Source organism: Neorhizobium alkalisoli (assembly GCF_002968635.1).
Taxonomy (GTDB): domain Bacteria; phylum Pseudomonadota; class Alphaproteobacteria; order Rhizobiales; family Rhizobiaceae; genus Neorhizobium; species Neorhizobium alkalisoli.
The window spans coordinates 47,356-70,164 of sequence record NZ_PVBN01000002.1; the positions used below are offsets into that span (position 1 = coordinate 47,356).

Genomic DNA, 22,809 nt, shown 5'->3' on the forward strand with positions numbered 1-22,809 from the left:
AGGGGACGGTCAATGTCGAGAATTGCCTATGTGAACGGCCAGTATGTCCGCCATTCCGAAGCGGCCGTGCATGTGGAAGACCGCGGCTTTCAGTTCGCAGACGGCGTCTACGAGGTCTGCGAAGTCCGCCATGGCATGATCGTCGACCTGACGCGGCACCTGAACCGCCTCGATCGGTCGTTGCGGGAATTGCACATGGCCCAGCCGATGAGCCGCGCGGCGCTCACATCCGTCATCCGCGAGGTTCTCCGCCGCAACCGGGTCAGGAACGGCATCTTCTATCTGCAGGTGACGCGCGGTGCGGCCCGGCGCGACCACTATTTCCCGGCGGACGGCACGCCGCCGACGATCACGATCACCGCCAAGAGCACCGATCCGGCCGTCGCCGCGAAGAAATACGCCAATGGGATCAAGGTGATCACCGTGCCGGAAAACCGCTGGGACCGAGTCGACATCAAGACGGTAGGGCTTCTGCCGAACGTGCTCGCCAAGCAGCAGGCGAAGGAAACCGGCGCCCAGGACGCGATCTTCGTGGACCGCGACGGCGTGGTCATGGAGGGGGCGTCGTCCAACGTCTGGATCGTCACGCCGGAGGGCGAGCTCGTCACCCGTCCGGCAGAACACGGCATCCTGAAGGGGATCACCCGCACCACGCTCATCGATGTGGCGGAAAAGCTCGCGCTGAAGGTCGTCGAGCGCGAGTTCCAGGTGGACGAGATGATGACTGCGCGCGAAGTCTTTTTCACGTCCGCGACCGGCATCTGCGTGCCGATCGTCGAAATCGACGGTAAGCCCATCGCCAACGGTCATCCCGGTACGGTTTCAGGCAGTATTCGCGACGCCTTTTTCGAGATTGCGGAAAAGACGACGATTTGATAACCAGACAATCAGGGGGAAGGGAATACGAGGGCATTCCCGATCGTCTCTTACCAAGCTTGATCATGTCCCGGCTTATTTACCGGCAAAAAAGAAAGAAGCGGCGCTATGGCGGAACGTTCTCAGAACCTGCAGGATTTATTTTTAAATACCGTTCGCAAGCAGAAGATTTCCCTGACGATATTCCTGATCAACGGGGTTAAACTCACAGGCGTCGTCACGTCATTCGACAATTTCTGCGTCCTTCTTCGCCGTGACGGTCATTCTCAACTCGTGTATAAGCACGCGATCTCGACCATCATGCCGGGGCAGCCGATGCAGATGTTCGAAACCGAAGAGAACGCGTCCTAACAGGACAGAACAGATTTCAAATCGCGATACTTCCAACGAATCCCTAGTTCCGGAGGCTGAAAAGCGCCGGGACGATATGCGCGCAGCCGTGATCGTGCCGGTCCTCAAACAGGCAAGATCGAGAGGCGGGCAGGGCGATTCGTCCGCCGCCCCCGCGCCGCAACGCTCCAGCGAAGCCCGTCTCGAAGAAGCGATCGGCCTTGCCAGGGCCATCGACCTCGAGATCGTGCAAGGGCTGATCGTGCCGATCAGCCAGCCGCGTCCGGCCACCCTCATGGGGACCGGCAAGATCGAGGAGATCAAGGCTCTGCTCGACGAACAGGATGCAGGTCTCGTCATCGTCGATCACCCGCTGACCCCGGTGCAGCAGCGCAATCTCGAAAAGGAACTCGGCGCCAAGGTCATCGACCGCACCGGCCTGATTCTCGAAATCTTCGGCCGTCGTGCCTCCACGAAGGAAGGCACGCTGCAGGTCGATCTGGCGCATCTGAACTACCAGAAAGGCCGCCTGGTCCGTAGCTGGACCCACCTTGAACGTCAGCGCGGTGGCGCGGGCTTCATGGGTGGCCCGGGTGAAACCCAGATCGAAGCCGACCGCCGGCTGCTGCAGGAACGCATCGTCAAGCTCGAACGCGAGCTCGAACAGGTGGTGCGAACCCGCCAGCTCCACCGGGCCAAGCGCCGCAAGGTTCCTCATCCGATCGTCGCGCTGGTGGGCTACACCAACGCCGGAAAATCGACGCTGTTCAACCGCATTACCGGTGCCGGCGTGCTGGCCGAGGACATGCTGTTTGCGACCCTCGACCCGACGCTGCGCCGCATGAAGCTGCCGCATGGCCGAACGGTGATCCTTTCCGATACGGTCGGTTTCATCTCCGATCTGCCGACCCATCTGGTTGCCGCCTTCCGTGCCACGCTGGAAGAAGTGCTCGAAGCCGACCTGATCCTGCATGTGCGCGACATGTCCGATCCGGACAACGCCGCCCAGGCCGGCGACGTGATGCGTATCCTTTCCGATCTCGGCATCGACGAGAAGGAAGGCGCCGAGCGCATCATCGAGATCTGGAACAAGATCGACCGGCTCGACCCTGAGGCCCATGAAGCGATTGCGGATAGGGCGGTGGGCCGCGAAAACGTCATGGCCGTTTCAGCGATAACGGGAGAGGGTATCGATGCGCTGATGGCCGAGATCGCCAGACGGCTGTCCGGCGTGCTCACCGAAACCACGATCACCATTCCTGCCGAACGGCTCGCCGTCGTTTCCTGGGTCTACAGCAATTCCATCGTCGATGACCGGCAGGATAACGAAGACGGATCCGTCACGCTTGACGTACGCATGTCGGAGGCCCAGGCCGCCGAGCTGGAGCGCAAGCTCGGCAACGGACCGAAGCCCGCGAAAGAGGACTGGGAAAGATAAAGCATGCTCCCGAGGCGGCGGGAGCATGCTTCCGGACGCCGGAGTTCCATTTCCCCGGCGTCGCAGCTTCCTGATCGAGACTATTCGATGTCTGCCGCCGCCTGTTCGTCGAGCGCATCGCGAACCTGGTCGATCTTGCCCTCGGCAATTCCGACGCCCAGTACATCCTTCGCCCAGTCGAGCGTCCTGTCGGTGACAGGCTTGCCCGTAAACTCGCCGAGTGCGTCGCGGAGCGCCTCGTCACCGAGAACGGGATCGTCGATCGTCGGGGCGACGCCCATGTCGATCTCGTATTGCGCATAGTCCCGAACATAGGCGGAGACCGCCGTCATCCGCGGATCGCTGGTGTTCAGATAGGCGTTGTAGTTTCTTTTCAGAGAATTGAGGCCTTTGAGCTCGGATGCCGCTGCCGGGGCGGCCGCTGACTTCTTGGTCTGCTTGTCTTCGGCACTACGCCGGGCATTTTCCTTGTGGGACTGGCCTTTCGTGGACGAGGCGCCTTTGTTCTCCTTGGAATCCGACTTGCCGGAGTTACCGTGGTCGGAGTTGCCGTTCCCGCCGCCACCGCCGTTCCCGCCACCATTGCCTCCTCCGCCGCCGTTCCCGCCACCATTGCCGCCGCCATCACCTCCCTTTGCCCATACCATGTCGGAGAAACCCGTCAGGGGAGCGCCAGCCGTAACGGTGGACAGCATGAGAGCGACTGCTGCCGTTGCCAAATAACCGTGCTTGTTCATTGGAGTCTCCTCGCATCATCGTGAATCGCAACCGAGGTTGGCTGATAGAGGAAGATTCCCGCGGTTTTCAGGAAAATGCTACCGGCCTAGGACCAATGCGGTGTGGACTAGCCCATAGGTCCTAGACCCGATAGGGCTTTGGTCCCCGAGGCGACGCGGGCGTCGATGCGGTGCGGCCGATTGGCCAGTTATGCTACCCCTGACCCTGAGCATCTTGGCCGGATGCCCTCATATCCCGACTTCCCGCTCGATCGCCTTCGCCGCCTGCCAAAGCTCTTCCATGCGCTCCAGGGTTGCGGCCTCGAGCGACTGACTCGACTTTTCAAGCTCCGTCTCGATGTAGCTGAACCGGCGGCGGAATTTCGTATTGGTGCCGCGCAACGCATCTTCCGGATCCGCCTTCACGTGCCTGCCGATATTGACGAGCGCGAAGATGAGGTCGCCGAGTTCATCGGCGACCTTGTCCTGCTCGCCCTCGCGTAGCGCCTCGCGCAGCTCGCGGATCTCTTCCTCGATCTTGTCGAGAATGGGTTCAGCCTCGGACCAGTCGAAGCCCACCTTGGCGGCCCGGCTCTGCAGTTTCAGTGCCTCCGTCAGTGCCGGCTGGTTGCGGTGCACGGCGCCCAGAAAGCCATGCTTGAAGTCTTCGGTCGCCGCCGGGCCGAAGGTGAGGGCGCGCTTGGCCCGCCGCTCGGCGCGCTCGCGTTTTTCCTCCGCCTTGATGTCGTCCCACTGCGCCTTCACCGCGTCGGGCGTATCGGCGTCGGAGCGGTCGAAGACATGCGGATGCCGGCGGATCATTTTCCGGGTAATCGCCTCGACCACGTCCTCGAACGAGAATTCCCCTGCTTCCTCCGCCATCCGCGCATGGAAGACCACCTGAAGCAGCAGGTCGCCCAGCTCCTCGCACAAGTCGTCCATGTCACTGCGTTCGATCGCGTCGGCCACTTCATAGGCCTCCTCGATCGTATAGGGCTTGATGGTGGAAAAATTCTGCTCCAGATCCCACGGGCATCCGGTGACCGGTGTGCGCAGCGCCGCCATGATCTCGATCAGCCGCGAAATGTCCTTCGATGGTTCCATTGGAAAATCCCCGACGCTCAGTTGAGCGGTATGCTGTTGCTGCCTTTGCCGGACTGGTAATTGTCCGAGAGCCTCTGATAGGTGGCCTTGATGCGGGCGGTCTGCGCCCTTAATGCGCTGCGCACCGGCTCGGCCTCCGTCTCGACGAGATCGGCGATGAAGTAGGAATTCCAGAAGGCATTGCTGCGCCGGTAGCCGCCGGGCTCCAGGCCAAAGACTTCCTTCAGGATTTTCAGGTCGTGGGGAATGGCGAAGGCGTCGCGCGAATCCTCATGGCTGAAGAACGAATAGAAGTTGTCGAACCCGGCCCAGGTGATGGCCGACATACACATGGTGCATGGTTCGTGAGTTGAAAGGAAAATCAAGTCCTTGGTAGAAAGATCTCGCGTAGTTTCATAAAAGCGCTTCAGCGTGTGCACCTCGCCATGCCAAAGCGGATTTTCAAGCTCGTTGTTGGTCTCGGCAATCACCAGCGACAGGTCCGATTTCCGGAGGATCGCGGCTCCGAAGACCTTGTTGCCAGCGGAGACACCCTTTTCCGTGAGGGGCAGAATGTCGTTTTCTATGGCATCGAGAAGGCGTGCGGCGATTGTCATGGGAACTCTTGTTTGCGGGGTGTCTAGGCAGTTTATGGCGCGGATGAAGCGGTTTGGGGCATAAAACACTTTAGTCTACAGAAAAGCTGGAGAAATATCGTTTGCGGTGGCTTTTGCTCAAGAACCGGTTGATCGTAAAACAGAAATACCGGGTCGCAACCCACTTCGCATATCCATTCCTTCAATTCTGGTGCCTTATTGTGGATAGTGCTGTCATATGATTCAGGATACCCGCATGTCTCCAAGCCAACAACGTCTGTCGGTCTTTCCGGCCTTCTTCCGCGTTAGCGGACGGAGCGTTCTCGTGTTTGGCAATGGGGACGAAGCCTATGCGAAGGCCCGGCTGTTGCGCAACACCGACGCGAAGATCGTCGCCTATGCCTCCGCGCCGGAGCAGGATTACGCCGGCTGGCTGGCAGCTCAGGGCGTCGAGACCGTTCGGGCGGATTTCTCACCGGATCAGGTTAGAGGCGCGGTGATGGTATTCGCCGCGACCGGCGATGCTGCGCTCGACCGTGCGATCGTCGCGGCCGCGCGCGCCGAAAAAATCCCGGCCAATGCGGTCGATCAGCCGGACTTCTGTGATTTTTACACGCCGGCGCTTGTCAACCGCGCGCCGGTGGCGGTGGCGATCGGCACCGAAGGCGCCGGCCCCGTTCTCGCCCAGCTGATCCGGGCGCGCATCGACCAGATGCTGTCGCCGTCGCTCGGCCGTCTTGCGAGCCTCGCTGCAGACTATCGCAATGCCGCCGAGCGCTTCGTGCCGCGCGGCGTGTCGCGCCGCATCTTCTGGAGTCGCTTCTTTTCCGGCGATGTCGCCGAGGCGGTTGACGTGAACGATATCGCCGCCGCGCGCCGTTCCGCCACGGCTCTGCTGTCGACGACCGGTCGCGCTGAAGGCCATGTCTGGCTGGTCGGTGCCGGTCCCGGCGCTGAAGACCTGTTGACGTTGCGCGCCCAGCGCGTGCTGATGGAAGCCGATGCGATCGTTTATGATGCGCTAGTGCCGCAGGCGATCGTCGATATGGGCCGTCGTGATGCGGAGCGCCTGCCGGTCGGCAAGCGCAAGAACTGCCATTCCAAGTCCCAGGACGAGATCAACCGCTTGCTGGTCGAACTCGGCCGCCAAGGCAAGCGCGTCGTGCGGCTGAAGTCCGGTGATCCGCTCGTCTACGGCCGCGCCGGCGAGGAAATGGCTGCCTTGCGGGACGCCGGCGTGTCCTGCGAAATAGTGCCGGGCATTACCTCCGCCTTTGCCGCGGCTGCCGATTTCGAACTGCCGCTGACGTTGCGCGGTGTAGCCTCGTCGCTGATCTTCACGACCGGACACGATCTGACCGGCGATGTATTGCCCGATTGGGCGAGCCTTGCGATATCAGGCGCGACCATAGCCGTGTATATGGGCAGCACCGTTGCAGCCTCGGTCGCGGAGCGCCTGATGGGTGCTGGGCTGGATGCGGAAACGACCGTTGCGGTCGTCGAGAACGCCAGTCGCGCAGACCGCCGGCTCTTCCACGGCGTGTTGAAGGAACTGCCTGACCTGGAAGCCCGCGACGATCTCGCAGGGCCTGTCATGGTGATCATCGGCGAGGCCGTCGCCGGTGCGAATTTCGAAAAGTCCGAGCCGCTTTCTGCCTTCAAGGTTCAGAATGCCAAAAAGGCTCGCGAGGAAATGGGACTGACAAGATGACCGACAAGGTTCTCACCGCCAACCGCCTGTCCGACGGCATTGCCGTCTGGCTCAACGCGAACGGCCACTGGGTGGAAAACCTGCAGGATGCGCTTGTTGCACGCCATGCCGAAGCGGTTGCTTCGCTCGAGGCGATCGGCAAGCGTGATTTTGCAGAGAACAAGGTCGTTGACGTTGCCGTTGTCGACGTGCAGGAGGTTGACGGCAAGCTCTGGCCGATCCGCCTGCGCGAGCGCATCCGTGCCCAGGGCCCGACAATGGAATATGCTGCCGGCTACCGCCCCGCCGATCCGGCCTTTATCGCAGTCTGAGGAAACCATGTATCGTTACGATGAGTTCGACCATGCATTCGTCACCAGCCGCGTGGAGCAGTTCCGCGATCAGGTGGCGCGCCGTCTGGCAGGTGAATTGGCGGAGGATGCCTTCAAGCCGCTGCGCCTGATGAACGGCGTTTATCTTCAGCTGCATGCCTATATGCTGCGTGTCGCAATCCCCTATGGGACGCTGAATGCGCGCCAGATGCGCATGCTCGCCCATATCGCGCGCAAATATGACCGCGGTTACGGGCACTTCACCACCCGCCAGAACATCCAGTACAATTGGCCGAAGCTCTCCGATACGCCGGATATCCTTGCGGAACTGGCAAGCGTCGAGATGCACGCGCTTCAGACCTCGGGCAACTGCATTCGCAACGTGACCGCCGACCATTTCGCCGGCGCTGCGGCCGACGAGGTCGCCGACCCGCGGCCCTACGCGGAGATCCTGCGCCAGTGGTCCTCGGTCCACCCGGAATTTTCCTACCTGCCGCGCAAGTTCAAGATCGCCGTCACCGGTGCGGAGCGCGACCGCGCTGCGATCCAGGTCCACGACATCGGCCTGCATGTCAAGAAGAACGACCAGGGCGAACTTGGCTTCGCCGTCTATGTGGGCGGTGGGCAGGGGCGCACGCCGCTGATCGCCAAGAAGATCCGCGACTTCCTGCCGGAGGCCGACCTGCTGTCCTACGTAACCGCCATCGTGCGGGTCTACAACCTCTTCGGCCGGCGCGACAACAAGTACAAGGCGCGCATCAAGATCCTCGTCCACGAGACCGGCGTCGAAGAAATCACCCGGCAGGTCGAGGAAGAGTTCTCGCATCTGCAGGGCACCGAACTGAAGTTGCCCGAAGCCGACATTCAGGCGATCGCCGCTTATTTCGCCCCGCCCGCCTTGCCGGACCGTCCGGAAGGCTGGGCGCAGCTCGCCGGCTGGAAGAAGCAGGACGAGGCTTTCGGCCGTTGGGTGAGCCAGAACGTCCAGCCGCACAAACATCCCGACTACGGCATGGTGACGATCTCGCTGAAGCCGATCGGCGGCATTCCGGGTGACGCTTCCGACGTGCAGATGGACGTGATCGCCGATCTCGCCGAGGAATACGGTTTCGACGAAATCCGCATCAGCCACGAGCAGAACGTCATCCTGCCGCATGTGGCGCTGGCCGATCTCGAGCCGCTCTACCGCGCGCTCACCGCCCAGAACCTGGCGACCGCCAATGCCGGGCTGATCACCGATATCATCGCCTGTCCCGGGCTGGACTATTGCGCGCTCGCAAACGCCCGCTCGATCCCGGTGGCACAGGAAATCTCCAACCGCTTCGGTGCGCCGGAACGCCAGGCGGAGATCGGCGAGCTGAAGATCAAGATTTCGGGTTGCATCAACGCCTGCGGCCATCACCATGTCGGCCATATCGGTCTTCTGGGTGTGGAGAAGAAGGGCGCCGAGCTCTATCAGATCACGCTTGGCGGCTCCGGCGACGAGCACACCTCGATCGGCGAGATCATCGGCCGCGGTTTCGAGCCCAACAAGGTGACCGATGCGATCGAGACGATTGTCGACACCTATCTCGGCCTTCGCCTCTCGAAGGAGGAGATCTTCCTCGAAGCCTATCGCCGCGTCGGGCCGCAGCCGTTCAAGGATGCGCTCTATGGCGATCCCAAGGCAGAAGCGGCGTAAGGGGGCAGCGTGATGACCAGAGTTTGGAAAGAAACCGGCTTCGTCGCCAACGACCCCTGGGTGATCGAGACGGACGAGCTGAAGGCGGGCGAAGACGACAAGGTGCTGCTGCCGCTCGATCAGCTGATCGAGAGGGCGGAGACGAGCAACGACGTCGGCCTCGGCGTCTTGATCAAGCCGGCCGACGACGTGCGCAAGCTCGAGCCCTATCTCTACCGCCTCGAGATCGTCGCGGTGGAATTCCCGGCCTTCAACGACGGCCGCGCGTTCAGCCATGCCTCGCTGCTGCGCGACCGGCTCGCCTACAAGAACGAGCTGCGCGCCGTCGGCGACGTGCTGATCGACCAGATCCCGCTGATGCTGCGTTGTGGCGTCGACAGTTTTGCGGTGAAGAACGCCACCGCGCTGAAGCGGCTGGAGGAGGGGCGGCTGCCGGGGATTGCGGTGCATTACCAGCCGACCGCCCGCCATGCGGACAAGTCCGGCGGCTACAGCTGGCGCCGCCGCTCCGCCTGATCGGCACGGGAAAGGTGATTTTCCGGCACATATTTTCTCAAGGCACCCGCGACAAAGGCACGCGGGTGCCTTCAAAAGACCGGCCTTATGGTATATTTCGCTTCCGCGAAGGCCATGGGCTAGCGAGCCCGAGACATTGAGACCGAGAGACGGATTGGCATGAACGCTCCAGCGAAGAACGAGGAATTTGCAGTCAAGATCCCGGACGGCGTCTATGCCGAGACGGTGCTGGCGGTAGAGCACTACACCGACCGCCTGTTCCGCTTCCGGATGACGCGGCCGGCCGGCTTCCGCTTCCGCTCGGGCGAATTCGCGATGATCGGCCTGATGGTCGGCGAAAAGCCCGTCTACCGCGCCTATTCGATCGCCAGCCCCGCCTGGGACGAGGAGTTGGAGTTCTTCTCGATCAAGGTGCCGGACGGTCCGCTGACCTCGCATCTCCAGGCGATCAAGCCGGGCGACACCGTGCTGATGCGCAAGAAGCCGACCGGCACGCTGGTGCTCGACGCGTTGACGCCGGGCAAGCGCCTCTACATGTTCTCGACCGGCACCGGGATTGCCCCCTTCGCGAGCCTCATCCGCGACCCCGAGACCTACGAAAAGTTCGACGAGGTGATCCTCACCCATACCTGCCGCGAGGTGGCCGAGCTGAAATACGGCTTCGACCTCGTGGAGGAGATCCGCAACCACGAATTCCTCTCGGAGATCGTCGGGACCAAGCTCAAGCATTACCCGACCGTCACCCGCGAGGACTTTTCCCATACGGGCCGCATCACCGACCTGATGGAGAACGGCAAGCTGTTCGCCGACCTCGGCGTGCCGCCGCTCGACCCGCAAACCGACCGCGGCATGATCTGCGGTTCGTCGGAGATGCTGAAGGACACCAAGGCCCTGCTCGAAAAGGCAGGGCTGACCGAAGGCGCCAACAGCAAACCCGCCGAATTCGTCATCGAACGGGCTTTCGTGGGGTGAGGAACGGTCGGGCGCAGCCCGAGCAATCGATCCAGTGAATCGATTGCAGTGACGAACGCCCTGAGCCCTAGCGAAGGGCCGGGGGGCGGGTCGTCATACGCGACCCCCTACGCCCTTTCCACCTCTTCGACATCGTCTATTGCCTGCCCTCCGCCGGCGGCAGCTTCTTCTCCCGCCTGCGCCTCGCCGCATCCCAGATCTCGGATGTCCAGCGATTGGGCGACATGCGGGCGATCTCGATCGCCACGTCGTCGAGCATTCGCTGCTCACCGTGACGGGCCTCGAAAAGATAGCTGTCGGAGCCGAGAAAGCTTTGCGCGAGACGCGCCCAGTCATAAATCGCATCGAACACCTCGCGCTGCTCGGCGGAGAGGTTCTGCAGGCAGCAGGGTTCGTTGTCGGACTTGAAATGCCAGTGGCAGCTATTCCGGCGGCGGCAGTCGCGCTGGCGGCAGACCATATGGGGCAGGGCGAGCATTTCGGCGGTGCGGGCGGCGAGCCAGGTATCGATGCGGCGCGGCTTGTCTTTGGACATGGTAATCCCTTGGCGATCCTCGGGTCTCACTTCGTTCGCCCGAGAAGGACGATTGTTGCTTCTAGTCATCCTCGGGTTAAACCCGAGGACGAGGATCGGACGGGGCGCTGGGAGCTGCCTCTTATGTTTAGTTTATAGGTGACACCTCTCAGCGCCCCGTTCGGCGGTTTTTATCCGCGACTGCGGTCCCTCTGCCTTGGCCTTTCGCGATGGTGTTCGTCTGGCTCCTGATACCCGTCCGGATCCTCGGGTTTAACCCGAGGACCAACCGGCAAGGGCAACCAGAAACCGCCGCCGGACTTTCCGCTTGAGGCGGACGGACTTCAAAGAGCCCGGCGAAACCATCCTTCGGGCCACCCTGTGTGCCGCACAGGCACATCCGGCGCGCGCTTTCGGGCATCAAGAGACGAGGGCCGGTCCGCAACCCTTCATCTCTCCCCGTGTCGCCGGAGGGAGACCATTTTCCGCGGACCCCTGATGCAAGGACTTACGTCGTTTCCTGGCACCCGGCGCCGGTCCCGCCTCGCCGGAACGCCTTCCGGTGTATCCGATGCGGGACGGGGTAAGTGTAGGCATGGGGTGAGGGGGCGGGGATGAAAAATAAAGCGTCCACGGCCGCCCGATCCCGGGAGGGCATGGGAAATCATCGGCTTAGTGGAAGATTTTGGTGCCGGAGTTTCCGGCGCGGGGGATCGTTCGTCCCCGCAGCGGAAACGAGGCTTCGACCGCTCTATTGCTCCAGAAGCTCGCGCAGGCTCCAGGGATACTCGCCCTCCTGGTTGGCGATGTCGTCCACTTTCCAGCCGCCCTGTTCGCGCACCAGCGTGTAATAGAGCGTCACGGCCTCGCTGCCGTTCCGGAACGAGACTTCCAGCTCGGCCCGGTCATCCATGATGATCGGCGGGCTGAGGCTGACGTTTTTCGCCTCGCCGTCCTGACCTGATATCACCGGATCGAAATCCACCGCCCCGACCTCGCCCTCCGGCGTTGCCTCGCGGTCCGCCTGGAACAGCCGGTTCAGCCCGTGGGAGAAGAAGGGGCTATAGGGCGAGGGCGCGTCCTCGGCGCTTTCGGCAGTGTCATGGGCATAAAGCGCCTTGACCAGCGCCTGCGGCGTTTTGAAGGTCTCGGCGCTGGCGGAAAGGGCGGAGAGGGCAAGCAGGGTGAAGGCGAGGATGACGGCTGGCAGGCGCATGGTGTGGTTTTCCCGAGCTGCGATGGGAGATGGTTACGCGAGGATTCGGCGAAAGGATAGGGGGAGGATCGAGAGGCGCGGGTTGGACGGATGTCGCCGGAGGGAGACCATCTTCCGCGGATCCGAATGCAGGGACTTGCGTCGTTCCTTGCATCCGGCGCCGGCCCCGCCGAAACAGAGCTCTATATCCGCGCACTAGTGACGGCTTAAATGGTGCAGATAAACTTTTGCCGGACTACGTCAACGTACCCGGCGGTTATTCAGCATGGAGCGTTGAGCCCATGTAGAACTGCCAGACCATTTAGCAAACGTTGGTTGCTTAAAAGTTGTGCTCCTCGTCATCCTCCATGTCGTATTTTTCTGCTTCAGCGTAAGTTAATATAGCGTCATAATTCTCTGGGGTGGAGAAGTATTTATATATTTCATATTCCTCTTCGGATGAATCTGGATCATAAAGTGTCCAATTAACTCGAATCTCTTCTTTTAACTTTTTAATATCTTTTATAATTAACCAACCTCTGATTAACCCATATATATTTGTGTAGTAGGCAAGCTCTTTGCTTTTTTTTGCATAGTTTTCAGGTATTATTTTAATAATGTCGGCTATCTTTGTTGCGCCGAAGGCCTTAAGCTCGTCAATTAAGTTTTGGAAATGGGTTTCGTCCTTTATTGTTTCTAACGGATAATCATTACTTCTTGCCCAATCTTCGATAAAGTTCCTGAGGGTTATGGAATTTATCTCTAAGTCTAAATTGCCAATGCGGTAATCTTCTATTACTTCCGCTGTATAGGCGTCGATTTCTCTTGAAATGTCGCTAAAGCCTTTGTCGGCGATTTCTAACAGACCGGCGTGAAGATACAATCGTCGCTGAATATCTTTTGGGAGCACAGATCTAAATTTATAGGATCTGTCATGAGCCAGCTCTGCCCAAGCATGCTGCAGCACTGTACGGATTTGAAATTCAAATTTCAAATCGCACAGACCCTCGAATTCTGGAAGTTCCGCGCGCTTGGGTCCCAAATCACATACGAAGTGAACCGAACGATAACCGACCTGATCGGAGGATAAGCCATCGTCTTTATTACTGCTATTTTTCATATCAACATTGAAAGATTGATTTATGATGTCAGAGACATTCTGAATCTCTGACTCGATGAAAACAATTATTCTAATGCCGGAAATATCAGTCACCTGGGATTGCGGATCTTTGTATTTCTTTCGCTTGACCTTCTCGTGAATACTGTTTGCATCTTTAGTACGTCCAGAAATGGACAGGTACTCAACGCCACGCGTTTCCAGCAGGCTTTTTGCTATGGATAATATAGATTCAGTTAGTCGCACATGCTTCGGAAGGCACTCCTCAATCCATGCGTCGATATCCATAACCTACCCCGTTTCCGATTCCTACCTTCAAGCTTGTCAGCAATAGGCATGGTTCGTAAAGCATTTGGGTAGCAAGCCCAGCTTAAAATCCGTAGCTCACCGTCGTCCGCAAGTTCCCGTTGCGCGGTTCGACCTTTGAGAGTCGCGTTAGACGTCTTGCCTCCGTCTACCACCCGCTCCACCTTTCTCCCGGTCAACCCCAGGGAGCACCGCCATGAAAATCATAATCGGGTTCTTCACCACCAAGCCCGGGAAGCGGGCGGAATATCTGGAGGCGGCGCGGGAGCATCTGGAGAAGAGCCGGCTCGATCCGGACTGTTTCTACATCGAGCTCGTGCCCATGCCTGATAATCCGGACAAGCTGCTGCTTGCCGAAGCCTTTACCAGCGAGGAGGCGCATCGGCGTCATGAGGATACCGACCATATGCGCGCGCTCTGGGCGGTCGGTCCGACACTGCTCTCGCATGTGGTGATCGACAACGTGATCTCGGCCGAGGTGCAGCATACCGACGAAAGGTTCGAGTGAGGGCAGGGACGTCGTCGCCCCCTGCCGGCATCTTAGCCGGCCCTTCGCTTTGGCTCAGGGCGTTCGTCGCTCGAAACGATTCACTGGATCGTTTCGTCGGCTGCGCCGAACACGTCTCACCCCCGCAGGCGGGGAGAAGAGACTTGGCGGTTACCGTCCCGGCCGGCCGGTCTTGCCCTTGGTGCGGCTCTTGCGCTTCTGCTCGCCGGGGTCTTCGTAGGAACCTGCGCCGACCTTGCCGCGGACGAGCGGACGCACGCCGTCGTCGCGCTCCGGCTGGCCTTCGAGCAGGGGCGAGAAGCGCTTGCCGGGTTCGTCGGCCGGCTTCGGCGGCAGCTTGCCTTCTTCTGACCCCTGTCGCGCCTCCGGCGCTCCACGCCTCTTGTCGACCGGCTTTTCCGTGCGGCCGACGGTCATTTCGTCGAGCGTGTTCTTGCGGAAGAGGGATGCTTTCGCAGGTTCGGCGATGTCGCGGCCCATGTCGTCGAGGGTGGGTTTGGCGAAGAGGGAGGTGCGGTCTCCCGATCTCCCCCCTCGAGGGGGAGATGCCCCGGCAGGGGCAGAGGGGGGTATCGCCGTGGGGTCGGAGGGTGAGGCACCCCCCTCTGGGCTGCCGCCCATCTCCCCCTCAAGGGGGGAGATCGACTCGCGGCGGCCTCTTGCTCCGCCTTTGCCGCCTTCCTGGCTGCGTGCCTCGTCCCGCGCAATCGGATCGTCCATGACCGAAAGCTCGGCGGCCTTGAGGCGTTTGATTTCGTCGCGCAGGCGCGCGGCTTTTTCGAAGTCGAGGTCGGCGGCGGCGTCGCGCATCGATTTTTCGAGCGCGTTGAGATGGGCCTGCAGGTTGTTGCCGACCAGATGGCCGCCATCGGCAAAGCCCTTGCCGGAGACGCCGGAAATGTCGGCGCGGACGTGGTCGCGCTCGTAGACGGAATCGAGGATGTCGGAAATCTTCGCCTTCACCGATTCCGGCGTGATGCCGTTGGCCTCGTTGTAGGTCATCTGCTTTTCGCGGCGGCGCGAGGTCTCGTCCATCGCCCGCTGCATCGAGCCGGTCACCTTGTCGGCATAGAGGATGACCTTGCCGTCGACGTTTCGCGCGGCGCGGCCGATCGTCTGGATGAGCGAGGTTTCGGAGCGCAGGAAGCCTTCCTTGTCGGCGTCGAGAATGGCGACGAAGCCGCATTCGGGAATGTCGAGGCCTTCGCGCAAGAGGTTGATGCCGACAAGCACGTCGAAGGCGCCGAGGCGCAGATCCCGGATGATCTCGATGCGCTCCAGCGTGTCGATGTCGGAATGCATGTAGCGGACGCGCACGCCCTGTTCGTGCAGGTATTCGGTGAGGTCTTCCGCCATGCGCTTGGTGAGCACGGTGCAGAGCGTGCGATACCCCTTGGCGGCGGTCTCGCGGATCTCGCCGAGCACGTCGTCCACCTGGCTGCGGGCCGGGCGGACCTCGACGGGCGGATCGATGAGGCCGGTCGGGCGGATCACCTGTTCGGCGAAGACGCCGCCGGCCTGCTCCATCTCCCAGCCGCCGGGGGTGGCGGAGACGGCGACGGTCGGCGGGCGCATCGCGTCCCATTCCTCGAAGCGCAGCGGCCGGTTGTCCATGCAGGACGGCAGGCGGAAACCGTATTCGGCAAGCGTCGCCTTGCGGCGGAAGTCGCCGCGATACATGCCGCCGATCTGCGGGATGGTGACATGGCTTTCGTCGATGAAGATCAACGCATTGTCCGGGATGTATTCGAACAGCGTCGGCGGCGGCTCGCCGGGGCGGCGGCCGGTGAGGTAGCGCGAGTAGTTCTCGATGCCGGCGCAGGAGCCGGTCGCCTCCATCATCTCGACGTCGTAGCGGGTGCGCTGTTCCAGCCGCTGGGCTTCGAGCAGGCGGCCGGCGGCTTCCAGCTCGGCGAGCCGGTGCTTCAGCTCCTCCTTGATCGACTTGATCGCGGCGTTGAGGGTGGGGCGCGGGGTGACGTAGTGCGAATTGGCGTAGATTTTTACCGATTTCAGGTCACCGGTCTTCTGGCCGGTGAGCGGGTCGAATTCGGTGATCGCGTCGATCTCGTCGCCGAACATCGAGATGCGCCAGGCCGCATCCTCCAGGTGGGCCGGGAAGATCTCGATCGTATCACCGCGGACGCGGAACGAGCCGCGCTGGAAATCCATGTCGCGGCGCTTGTATTGCTGGGCGACCAGGTCGGCGAGTAACTGGCGCTGGTCGAGCCGGTCGCCGACCGACATCTGGAAGGTCATCGCCGTATAGGTCTCGACCGAACCGATACCGTAGATGCAGGAGACCGAGGCGACGATGATGCAGTCGTCGCGCTCCAGGATGGCGCGGGTGGCGGCGTGGCGCATCCGGTCGATCTGTTCGTTGATCGACGATTCCTTCTCGATATAGGTGTCGGAGCGGGGCACATAGGCCTCCGGCTGGTAGTAGTCGTAATAGGAGACGAAATATTCCACCGCATTGTCGGGGAAGAAGTTCTTGAACTCCGAATAGAGCTGGGCTGCGAGCGTCTTGTTGGGCGCGAGGATGACGGCGGGGCGCTGGGTCTCCTCGATCACCTTGGCCATGGTGAAGGTCTTGCCCGAACCGGTGACGCCGAGCAGCACCTGGCTGCGCTCGCCCGACGATATGCCCTCGACGAGATCGCGGATGGCGGTCGGCTGGTCGCCGGCGGGCTGGTATTCGGAGGTCATCCGGATGGCGATGCCGCCCTCCGACTTTTCCGGCCGCGCCGGTCGGTGCGGCGTCCACATCTTGCCGTCCTTGAACAGCGGATTGCCGCTCTCGATCAGCTTCGACAGCGCCTCCACCGTGGCGGTGACGGCGCCCGGCGCCAAAGATGACGCCATATTCTTGGCCTCTTCGAGCGACACGTCGAGGCCGGCGACCGGGTTGAGGCCGGCTCTGGCCCGGGTCTTCGGATCCGACGAGGCGCCGATCGACACGCCGCGGGCGGTCTTCGAGGCGGTGGTGTTCTTCGCCGTCTTGGGCGCTTCCTTGGCGGCCTGCCGGACGGCCTCCTCGCGGGCCGCGATCTCGATCTTCTTGCGGTGCTTGCCGGCCTTGGAGGCGATCTCGCGCTGGGTCTCGACGGAGGAGGCTTCCGCCTCCGCCTCGAGCTGCTTCACCCAGTCGGAAACGCTGCCGGACAGCGGCGCGCCTTCGAAGGACGATTGCGGGGCTTCCTCGAAACCTGCGTTGTTTTCACGGGGCGAGGCGGGCGATTTTTTCGGGGATTTGGCCATGCGGCGAATATGGAGAGGAATCGCGCCGAAGAAAAGGGGGGCGCGGCCACAAAACGAGTACAAAAGGGAAACGGTGCGGCCTTCAGGCGACGGCGCGGTTGCCGAGCGCGCGCCGTCTTTCGATCCAGCCGGCGAGCCGGTCGGCGGGCATCGGTCGGCCGAAGAAATAGCCCTGGGCGCAGGAACAGTCGAGGCATTTCAAGGCATTTGCCTCCTCCTCGCTTTCGACCCCCTCGATCACCACTTCCATGGAAAGCGCCCGGCCGAGCCCGACCATGGCGCCGACGATCTCCTGGTTCTGGCGGCTCTGGTGAATGCCGGTGACGAAGCGGCGGTCGAGCTTCAGCCGGTCGACCTTGAGCTGCACCAGATAGGCGAGCGAGGAATGGCCGGCGCCGAAGTCGTCGACCGCCAGCTTGTAGCCGGAGCGCTCGATCCGCTTCAATTGCTCGCCGGCGACCAGCGTGTCGAGAATGGCCTCCTCGGTGATCTCGATCTCGAACAGGGTCGGATCGATGCGATGCGCGGTGGTGATGCGGTCGAGCACGTCAGCGACGCTGTAGAGGTCGAATTCGCGCGGCGAGACGTTGATCGCCACGGTGGCTTTCGGCAGGCCGAGCGCCGGCAGGCTGTTCAGCAGCCGGCAGGCCGCTTCCGCGACCGTGGCGGTCAGCTTGTCAGAAAGGTTGGTGGCCTGCGCCGCATGAACGATCTCCGGCGGCGCGATCGGCCCGAGATAGGGATGGTGCCAGCGCACCAGCGCCTCGAAACCGGTAATCTCCTCGGACGCGAGATTGACCTGCGGCTGGAACCAGGCGTGGACGTCGCCGCTCGCCAGCGCTTCGCCGAGTTCCTGTTCGATCTGATGCTGGCGGTCGGCCTGGGAACGGAAGGTGGGTTCGAATTCGCGCCACTGACGGCGGCCCCCGTCCTTCGCCCGGTAGAGGGCCATGTCGGCGCAGATGAACAGATCCTCGGCCGTGCCTCCATGGTCGGGGAAGACGGCGAGGCCGATCGAGGTGCCGACAACGGTTGCCTGCCCGTCGAGCATAACGGGCTGACGGCTGCGCTCCAGAATGCGCTCCGCCTGGACGCGCGCCATGGCGGCTGCGTCGGCGCCGCCGAAAATCATCGCAAATTCGTCGCCGCCGAGCCGCGCGATGATGCCTTTGCCGTCGGCTGTCGAACGCAGCCGGTCGCTGACCTCCACAAGCAGCGCATCGCCGGCGCTGTGGCCGAGTGTATCGTTGATGGACTTGAACCGATCGAGATCAAGGATGAGGAGGGCGAGCTGCGTGCCGCTTTCGGTCGCCGCGGCGATTCCGGTGGTGAGGGCCGCATTGAAGGCGGCGCGATTGGCAAGACCGGTGAGAGGGTCGCAATTGGCCAGCACCTCGAGCCGGTAATTGGCGCGCAGGATGTCCGAATTGGCGGATGAGAGGGAATCGGCGAGGGCGGTCGCCTTCAGCTTGCCCCGCACGTTGTCGACGAAGGTAGCCTGGCTCATGCGGCTGCTGCGGAACAGGACCAAGGTCAGCGCCAGCACGTTGAGCGCAACCAGCCAGCCGCTCGCATCGCCCCCCGCGGCGAGCGAAACCACCACGGCGGCAAGCGGAGGCAAGGCGAACGCGAGCGAAATCGGACTATATCCCATGCCCATCATGATCGCCCCGGTCGCCATGCCGCACATGATGAGATAGAGCCCGCTATCTCCGCCCACAGGATTGAAGTCGGGTACAGAGAGCGGAAGCATGGCCCAGGTGGTTCCGCTGGTCAGCGCACCCACCGTCAGGACATCGAGCGCCTGCTGGGGATCGTGCTCGGCCGTCTGCCAGCGTTTCAGGATCGTTCCGAGGAATGCTCGCAGCAGGAGACCGCCGATAACGGAGGCGAACCATACGCTGGTCGAAAACGCCAGACCGTGACTGAGGGTCGAGACAAACAGAGCGGACGCGGAGATCACAGCATTGGTGATGAGCGTCGAGCGCAGGCGATCGAGCATCGTAAAGGCCTGGGCACGCCGGACGTCCATGTCAAGCGACCGGTCGGCCTTGTCGGTTTTCGGATCCTTCTCCATAAGCTCCGTCGGATAGTGGCTGGCAACATCGCAACATGACCGATCCCCTATAAAATTCCTTTAAAGGCGATCCGTAACCCCCAACCCGATCAAACTTATCAGTGTTCCCGCATTTAAAAAAGGAATCTCCCGCATGCCCGGCATATCCGTGCGATCCGAGCGACGAACTCGGAGGCTTTTGCGGAGTTCGATAGCGGTACCGCCGGCCGAAGATAGTTCGTAGCTGAATCGCGCCATTAGCGGTCATTGAAACTGATGCTAGTGAAGTCATCGGCTTTGCCGTTCCAAGTGCCGGATGCAAAGGCGGTTACCGAATGCCCTGTGGGCGGACCTTCATCCAGACGGCCCACCGTTAAGCCGAGCTTGTCGAACAGTATGATCCCAACAGAAATCGCGGCTCCCCCGTTTAGCTCTTCCAATGCGCGGAGTACCTTTAATCCGTTCGTTCCGAAAACAGATATCCCTCGAAACATAACTACCCCAATATCGTAGAAGGCTTCGATCTCGCTCACGCGATTTTCTCGATAGCGTACGACTGGCGCTTTGGTACCGCGATGCTCACTGAACGTATCAGGCCGAAGGCCGCGTCTCGACCGGTCTGGTGCTCCAATGTGTGTGGCGACATCCTCTGGAGTCATGTCAAATCTTATAGGCCCAATTCCTGAGAAAGAGTCGATGAGCCATGTCATGTCAGTCTTCTCCAAACTCTTTGGAGAGATTAAGGGATGCGTAAATTTGAGCAACCCCAGTGACCGCTTCGGGCCGGAATGCGTCATAGGCCGAACTCTTCGCCGAGTCATCCTCCCGGTAGCGGACAGGTTATCTCTTCACCGTTCTGGCTCCGGCTTCCCGGCGAGGTGACCCTGTGGGATTGGATGGGGTCTTAGCTGCTTCTGGGCCGTAGATGATGGTGTAGGTGCCGTCCGTCACTTTCTCGATCGATGTGACGGTCAATCCATCGATCGAAATGCTGCGGAGAACATTGGGCAACTCCCGTTCGGGCACACCTGTGATCGTTATCATCTGATCTCCTCCCATGGAGCCTGCCGAGGTTTATATTCAAGATGCGGGAAGCCTCAGCCCGTATTCGCGGACGAACTGACGGCGCGCCGCCGCAAAGCGAGCATCGTTCAGGAAATCCGTCAGCCTAGCTATGTTGTGTCGGGCAAGCCAGTTCTTGAGCGTCTGAGGGGCGTCGGGGTTGCGGTCGATATAGCTGTTGATGAGTGCGCTCGCGTCGTCTGCCGAATAGGGGTAGACGACCTCGGTCCTGGTGGCCTCGGTCAGAGCCAGAACCTGCGAAGTCTGTTCGTCGATACCGATCAAACCCGCGGTGACCGTGCCTGCCGAGGCGTATTCATTGACATCCATCAGGGCCAGTTCCAGCGGATAGGCCGTGGTATCCAGCGGCAGTTTGTCGATGATCGACGAGCGCACCCGGTTCCGGTTGGCGCGCATCTGCTTCTGCAGGAACTGGATCGTCTTCTCCGAGAGAATGCTCTTGTCGTAGGCGGCATGCGCGCCTTTGACGCCGGTATCCACCGCAGCCAGCGCGGTCTTGGTGGCCTTTGCTGCGGCGAGCGTCCCCGCACCGCTCAGTGACAGACTGGCAAGCGTCGCGACGAAGGGAACGCCCTGGCTTTCCTGCGTCAGTTGGGAAGCGAAGCGCGCATACTCCACATCGATCGAACCCATGGCGCTGAGGACGATCGAATTGCGAAGCGCCTTTTTGTCGAAATCACCAGCGGAATGATAGGCCGCCAGACGCGACGGCGCGTAGCCGCCGGCAAAATAAGTTGCGGTCACACTGTTGTATTGAGCGAGGTTTGGGCCTCCGGCGATCGATGGAGTGCAGCCGGTAAGCGCAACCGTTGCTGCAGCCACGATCATGGCTGCACGACAAGTTCTTTGTATCATTCAAGTTCCCCCAGGAAATACATAAGGCCACAGGTATTTCCGATTGAAAACGTATCGTATGCAACCAAAGGGGGAGTTTGGGGTTGTAGCTGTTTGGACGGCGGCCTGCCGTCTTCAGCATTACAAATTCTCCATGTCGCGAAATGGCCGCAATTTATGAACCTTTCCACCACAATTGTCGGGGACCCTGATCATGGTCCAAAGAGGAAATGATCGAATGAATCCATCTATCCCGACCTTGGCCGCCATCCGCTTCGGTTATGGTCTTCGCCCGGGGGAAGAGCCGCCCGGCGATGCCGATGCGCTGCTGGCACAGATCGAGGAGGGCGTTGCGGAAAAGCCGCGTTTTCCCCGCGAGGGGCTGACGGGACGGATCGAGACCGCAACCCGGGTGCTTTCGGTCAGGGCGGCGGAGGCGAAGGCGGCCCGAGCGGGCAATCCGAACGCGGATCTGCGCAAGGAAACGCAGCGCCAGGCTCAGCGCATCTATCGCCAGGATGCCATGGGCCGCATCGCCCAGGCCATTCATTCCCCACTCGGGTTTTATGAAAGGCTGGCGACCTTCTGGGCCGATCACTTCTCCACGAGCGTCCTGAAGTCGCTGCCGATGCGCATGATCGTGCCGCTTTACGAGGCGCAGTCGATCCGCCCGAATATCGGCGGTTCCTTCTCAAAACTCCTGCAGGCCGCGATCCTGCATCCGGCGATGCTGATCTATCTCGACCAGAACCAGAGCGTCGGGCCGGATTCGGTTGCCGGCCGCAAGAACAGCCGCGGGCTCAACGAGAACCTCGGGCGCGAGCTGCTCGAACTGCACACGCTCGGCGCCGGCAGCGGCTATACCCAGGACGATGTCCGCGCCGCCTCGCTGATCCTCACCGGTCTTTCGGTCGACAACCGGGCTCTGGAAGTGGTCTATCGTCCGCGGCTGGCGGAAGCCGGGCCCATTTCGCTGCTCGGCCGCTCCTACGAAGACGACGAAGGCGCCGGTCAGGATCATATCCTGATGCTCGAAGACCTGGCGGCGAACCCGAACACCGCTCGGCACGTCTCTCGCAAGCTTGCGCGCCACTTCATAGCCGACACGCCGCCGGAGGAGGTCGTTCAGGCGATGGTGGACGCCTGGACGAAGAGCCAGGGCAACCTGACCGAAGTCTATCGCGCCATGCTGACCCATCCGCGCGCCTGGTCGGACCCGGGACAGAAGATCAAGCAGCCCTTCGAGTTCATCGTGTCGGGCTTCCGCGCTTTCGATCTGCCGGAAAAGAACTTTGCCGAACTTCTGCGCGACATCGAGGGCGAGGACGAGGGGCCGGTCGGAAAGGCCATGGAAATGGCGGGGGTGAGGGCGAAGGAGGATGCGAAGCAAAAAGCAGGACGGGCAAACGCGCTGACATTCGGCGCGCTGCAGCGCATGGGCCAGCCGGTCTGGCAACCGCCGAGCCCGGCCGGCTTCGCCGACGAGGCCGGCGTATGGCTGTCTCCAAGCCAGCTCAGCGAGCGGATCGCCTGGTCGCGCATGGTTGCCCGCATCCTCGGGCAGAAGATGGAGCCGTCCGAATTTCTCGCTGCCGCCTTGGCCGATGCTGCCCGTCCCGAAACCCAGAGGATCATCTCGCAGGCGCCGAACAAGGTGCATGGCATCACCATGGTTCTCGCTTCACCCGAATTCAACAGGAGATGA

Annotated in this window: 21 protein-coding genes; 10 read left to right on the forward strand and 11 right to left on the reverse strand. The window is 61.4% G+C overall.

Translation table 11 applies throughout. The features are described 5' to 3' along the window. The first annotated feature begins 12 nt into the window (after positions 1 to 12). From C5L13_RS04720 to hflX, 3 genes are all read left to right on the forward strand, one after another. Positions 13 to 876, forward strand: a complete 864-nt coding sequence (locus tag C5L13_RS04720) for a D-amino-acid transaminase (protein WP_105382127.1) — start codon at positions 13 to 15, stop codon at positions 874 to 876. A 108-nt stretch (positions 877 to 984) separates the two neighbouring features. After that, positions 985 to 1,227, forward strand: coding sequence for an RNA chaperone Hfq (hfq, locus tag C5L13_RS04725; protein WP_105382128.1), 243 nt, complete (start codon positions 985 to 987; stop codon positions 1,225 to 1,227). Between the two features lie 76 nt (positions 1,228 to 1,303). Next, positions 1,304 to 2,644, forward strand: coding sequence for a GTPase HflX (gene hflX, locus C5L13_RS04730; protein WP_105382129.1), 1,341 nt, complete (start codon positions 1,304 to 1,306; stop codon positions 2,642 to 2,644). Positions 2,645 to 2,724: 80 nt separating this feature from the next. Here the strand turns inward: hflX and C5L13_RS28910 are convergent, their stop codons facing one another. The 3 genes from C5L13_RS28910 to C5L13_RS04750 form a co-directional block, all read right to left on the reverse strand. Continuing rightward, positions 2,725 to 3,381, reverse strand: a complete 657-nt coding sequence (locus C5L13_RS28910; protein WP_170117206.1) for a hypothetical protein — start codon at positions 3,379 to 3,381, stop codon at positions 2,725 to 2,727. A gap of 228 nt (positions 3,382 to 3,609) precedes the next feature. Then, the gene (gene mazG / locus C5L13_RS04745) at positions 3,610 to 4,464 is read right to left on the reverse strand and encodes a nucleoside triphosphate pyrophosphohydrolase (protein WP_105382132.1); all 855 of its coding nucleotides are present in this window, start codon (positions 4,462 to 4,464) and stop codon (positions 3,610 to 3,612) included. A 17-nt stretch (positions 4,465 to 4,481) separates the two neighbouring features. Next, positions 4,482 to 5,060 (reverse strand): nucleoside deaminase, encoded by a 579-nt coding sequence (locus C5L13_RS04750; RefSeq protein WP_105382133.1) that lies wholly within the window; start codon positions 5,058 to 5,060, stop codon positions 4,482 to 4,484. 235 nt (positions 5,061 to 5,295) lie between these two features. Here C5L13_RS04750 and cysG point away from each other — a divergent pair, with 235 nt between their 5' ends. The 5 genes from cysG (at position 5,296) to C5L13_RS04775 (ending at position 10,230) form a co-directional block, all read left to right on the forward strand. Beyond that, a complete protein-coding gene (gene cysG, locus C5L13_RS04755) occupies positions 5,296 to 6,750 on the forward strand; it encodes a siroheme synthase CysG (protein ID WP_105382610.1) in 1,455 nt (484 codons plus the stop codon). Continuing rightward, a complete protein-coding gene (locus C5L13_RS04760) occupies positions 6,747 to 7,061 on the forward strand; it encodes a DUF2849 domain-containing protein (protein WP_105382134.1) in 315 nt (104 codons plus the stop codon). The genes cysG and C5L13_RS04760 overlap by 4 nt, the downstream gene beginning before the upstream one ends. A gap of 7 nt (positions 7,062 to 7,068) precedes the next feature. Beyond that, a complete protein-coding gene (locus C5L13_RS04765; protein ID WP_105382135.1) occupies positions 7,069 to 8,742 on the forward strand; it encodes a nitrite/sulfite reductase in 1,674 nt (557 codons plus the stop codon). 12 nt (positions 8,743 to 8,754) lie between these two features. Further along, positions 8,755 to 9,258: a DUF934 domain-containing protein gene (locus C5L13_RS04770; protein ID WP_105382136.1), complete on the forward strand. Its 504-nt coding sequence runs from the start codon at positions 8,755 to 8,757 to the stop codon at positions 9,256 to 9,258. A 159-nt stretch (positions 9,259 to 9,417) separates the two neighbouring features. After that, positions 9,418 to 10,230, forward strand: coding sequence for a ferredoxin--NADP reductase (locus C5L13_RS04775; RefSeq protein WP_105382137.1), 813 nt, complete (start codon positions 9,418 to 9,420; stop codon positions 10,228 to 10,230). A gap of 136 nt (positions 10,231 to 10,366) precedes the next feature. Here the strand turns inward: C5L13_RS04775 and C5L13_RS04780 are convergent, their stop codons facing one another. The 3 genes from C5L13_RS04780 to C5L13_RS04790 form a co-directional block, all read right to left on the reverse strand. After that, a complete protein-coding gene (locus C5L13_RS04780) occupies positions 10,367 to 10,765 on the reverse strand; it encodes a hypothetical protein (protein WP_105382138.1) in 399 nt (132 codons plus the stop codon). Positions 10,766 to 11,495: 730 nt separating this feature from the next. Continuing rightward, on the reverse strand, positions 11,496 to 11,960 hold the full coding sequence (locus tag C5L13_RS04785) for a DUF3828 domain-containing protein (protein WP_105382139.1): 465 nt from the start codon (positions 11,958 to 11,960) through the stop codon (positions 11,496 to 11,498). 319 nt (positions 11,961 to 12,279) lie between these two features. Continuing rightward, positions 12,280 to 13,344, reverse strand: coding sequence for a GTP pyrophosphokinase (locus C5L13_RS04790; RefSeq protein WP_105382140.1), 1,065 nt, complete (start codon positions 13,342 to 13,344; stop codon positions 12,280 to 12,282). 214 nt (positions 13,345 to 13,558) lie between these two features. Here C5L13_RS04790 and C5L13_RS04795 point away from each other — a divergent pair, with 214 nt between their 5' ends. Then, complete coding sequence (locus tag C5L13_RS04795) at positions 13,559 to 13,870, forward strand: putative quinol monooxygenase (RefSeq protein WP_105382141.1); 312 nt, start codon at positions 13,559 to 13,561, stop codon at positions 13,868 to 13,870. 150 nt (positions 13,871 to 14,020) lie between these two features. On the opposite strand, the gene uvrB is transcribed toward C5L13_RS04795, so the two are convergent. From uvrB to C5L13_RS04820, 5 genes are all read right to left on the reverse strand, one after another. Beyond that, a complete protein-coding gene (uvrB, locus tag C5L13_RS04800) occupies positions 14,021 to 17,131 on the reverse strand; it encodes an excinuclease ABC subunit UvrB (RefSeq protein WP_105382142.1) in 3,111 nt (1,036 codons plus the stop codon). A gap of 82 nt (positions 17,132 to 17,213) precedes the next feature. Then, on the reverse strand, positions 17,214 to 19,208 hold the full coding sequence (locus C5L13_RS04805; RefSeq protein WP_105382143.1) for a putative bifunctional diguanylate cyclase/phosphodiesterase: 1,995 nt from the start codon (positions 19,206 to 19,208) through the stop codon (positions 17,214 to 17,216). Positions 19,209 to 19,444: 236 nt separating this feature from the next. Then, a complete protein-coding gene (locus tag C5L13_RS28650; RefSeq protein ID WP_158693386.1) occupies positions 19,445 to 19,720 on the reverse strand; it encodes a hypothetical protein in 276 nt (91 codons plus the stop codon). 307 nt (positions 19,721 to 20,027) lie between these two features. Then, on the reverse strand, positions 20,028 to 20,231 hold the full coding sequence (locus C5L13_RS04815) for a hypothetical protein (RefSeq protein ID WP_105382145.1): 204 nt from the start codon (positions 20,229 to 20,231) through the stop codon (positions 20,028 to 20,030). 36 nt (positions 20,232 to 20,267) lie between these two features. Further along, positions 20,268 to 21,125: a hypothetical protein gene (locus C5L13_RS04820; protein WP_158693387.1), complete on the reverse strand. Its 858-nt coding sequence runs from the start codon at positions 21,123 to 21,125 to the stop codon at positions 20,268 to 20,270. A 217-nt stretch (positions 21,126 to 21,342) separates the two neighbouring features. Between C5L13_RS04820 and C5L13_RS04825 the strand changes: the two genes are divergently transcribed. After that, on the forward strand, positions 21,343 to 22,809 hold the full coding sequence (locus C5L13_RS04825; RefSeq protein WP_105382147.1) for a DUF1800 domain-containing protein: 1,467 nt from the start codon (positions 21,343 to 21,345) through the stop codon (positions 22,807 to 22,809).

Excerpts from the sequence above, each read along its gene's own strand:
- C5L13_RS04770 (WP_105382136.1), top strand. The coding sequence starts at position 8,755 with ATGACCAGAGTTTGGAAAGAAACCGGCTTCGTCGCCAACGACCCCTGG.
- mazG (WP_105382132.1), bottom strand. The coding sequence starts at position 4,464 with ATGGAACCATCGAAGGACATTTCGCGGCTGATCGAGATCATGGCGGCG.
- C5L13_RS04825 (WP_105382147.1), top strand. The coding sequence starts at position 21,343 with ATGAATCCATCTATCCCGACCTTGGCCGCCATCCGCTTCGGTTATGGT.
- C5L13_RS04760 (WP_105382134.1), top strand. The coding sequence starts at position 6,747 with ATGACCGACAAGGTTCTCACCGCCAACCGCCTGTCCGACGGCATTGCC.
- C5L13_RS04750 (WP_105382133.1), bottom strand. The coding sequence starts at position 5,060 with ATGACAATCGCCGCACGCCTTCTCGATGCCATAGAAAACGACATTCTG.
- hfq (WP_105382128.1), top strand. The coding sequence starts at position 985 with ATGGCGGAACGTTCTCAGAACCTGCAGGATTTATTTTTAAATACCGTT.
- uvrB (WP_105382142.1), bottom strand. The coding sequence starts at position 17,131 with ATGGCCAAATCCCCGAAAAAATCGCCCGCCTCGCCCCGTGAAAACAAC.
- C5L13_RS04795 (WP_105382141.1), top strand. The coding sequence starts at position 13,559 with ATGAAAATCATAATCGGGTTCTTCACCACCAAGCCCGGGAAGCGGGCG.
- C5L13_RS04775 (WP_105382137.1), top strand. The coding sequence starts at position 9,418 with ATGAACGCTCCAGCGAAGAACGAGGAATTTGCAGTCAAGATCCCGGAC.
- C5L13_RS04815 (WP_105382145.1), bottom strand. The coding sequence starts at position 20,231 with ATGATAACGATCACAGGTGTGCCCGAACGGGAGTTGCCCAATGTTCTC.
- C5L13_RS04790 (WP_105382140.1), bottom strand. The coding sequence starts at position 13,344 with ATGGATATCGACGCATGGATTGAGGAGTGCCTTCCGAAGCATGTGCGA.
- C5L13_RS04780 (WP_105382138.1), bottom strand. The coding sequence starts at position 10,765 with ATGTCCAAAGACAAGCCGCGCCGCATCGATACCTGGCTCGCCGCCCGC.
- cysG (WP_105382610.1), top strand. The coding sequence starts at position 5,296 with ATGTCTCCAAGCCAACAACGTCTGTCGGTCTTTCCGGCCTTCTTCCGC.
- C5L13_RS28910 (WP_170117206.1), bottom strand. The coding sequence starts at position 3,381 with ATGAACAAGCACGGTTATTTGGCAACGGCAGCAGTCGCTCTCATGCTG.
- C5L13_RS04820 (WP_158693387.1), bottom strand. The coding sequence starts at position 21,125 with ATGATACAAAGAACTTGTCGTGCAGCCATGATCGTGGCTGCAGCAACG.
- hflX (WP_105382129.1), top strand. The coding sequence starts at position 1,304 with ATGCGCGCAGCCGTGATCGTGCCGGTCCTCAAACAGGCAAGATCGAGA.
- C5L13_RS04805 (WP_105382143.1), bottom strand. The coding sequence starts at position 19,208 with ATGGAGAAGGATCCGAAAACCGACAAGGCCGACCGGTCGCTTGACATG.
- C5L13_RS04785 (WP_105382139.1), bottom strand. The coding sequence starts at position 11,960 with ATGCGCCTGCCAGCCGTCATCCTCGCCTTCACCCTGCTTGCCCTCTCC.
- C5L13_RS04720 (WP_105382127.1), top strand. The coding sequence starts at position 13 with ATGTCGAGAATTGCCTATGTGAACGGCCAGTATGTCCGCCATTCCGAA.
- C5L13_RS04765 (WP_105382135.1), top strand. The coding sequence starts at position 7,069 with ATGTATCGTTACGATGAGTTCGACCATGCATTCGTCACCAGCCGCGTG.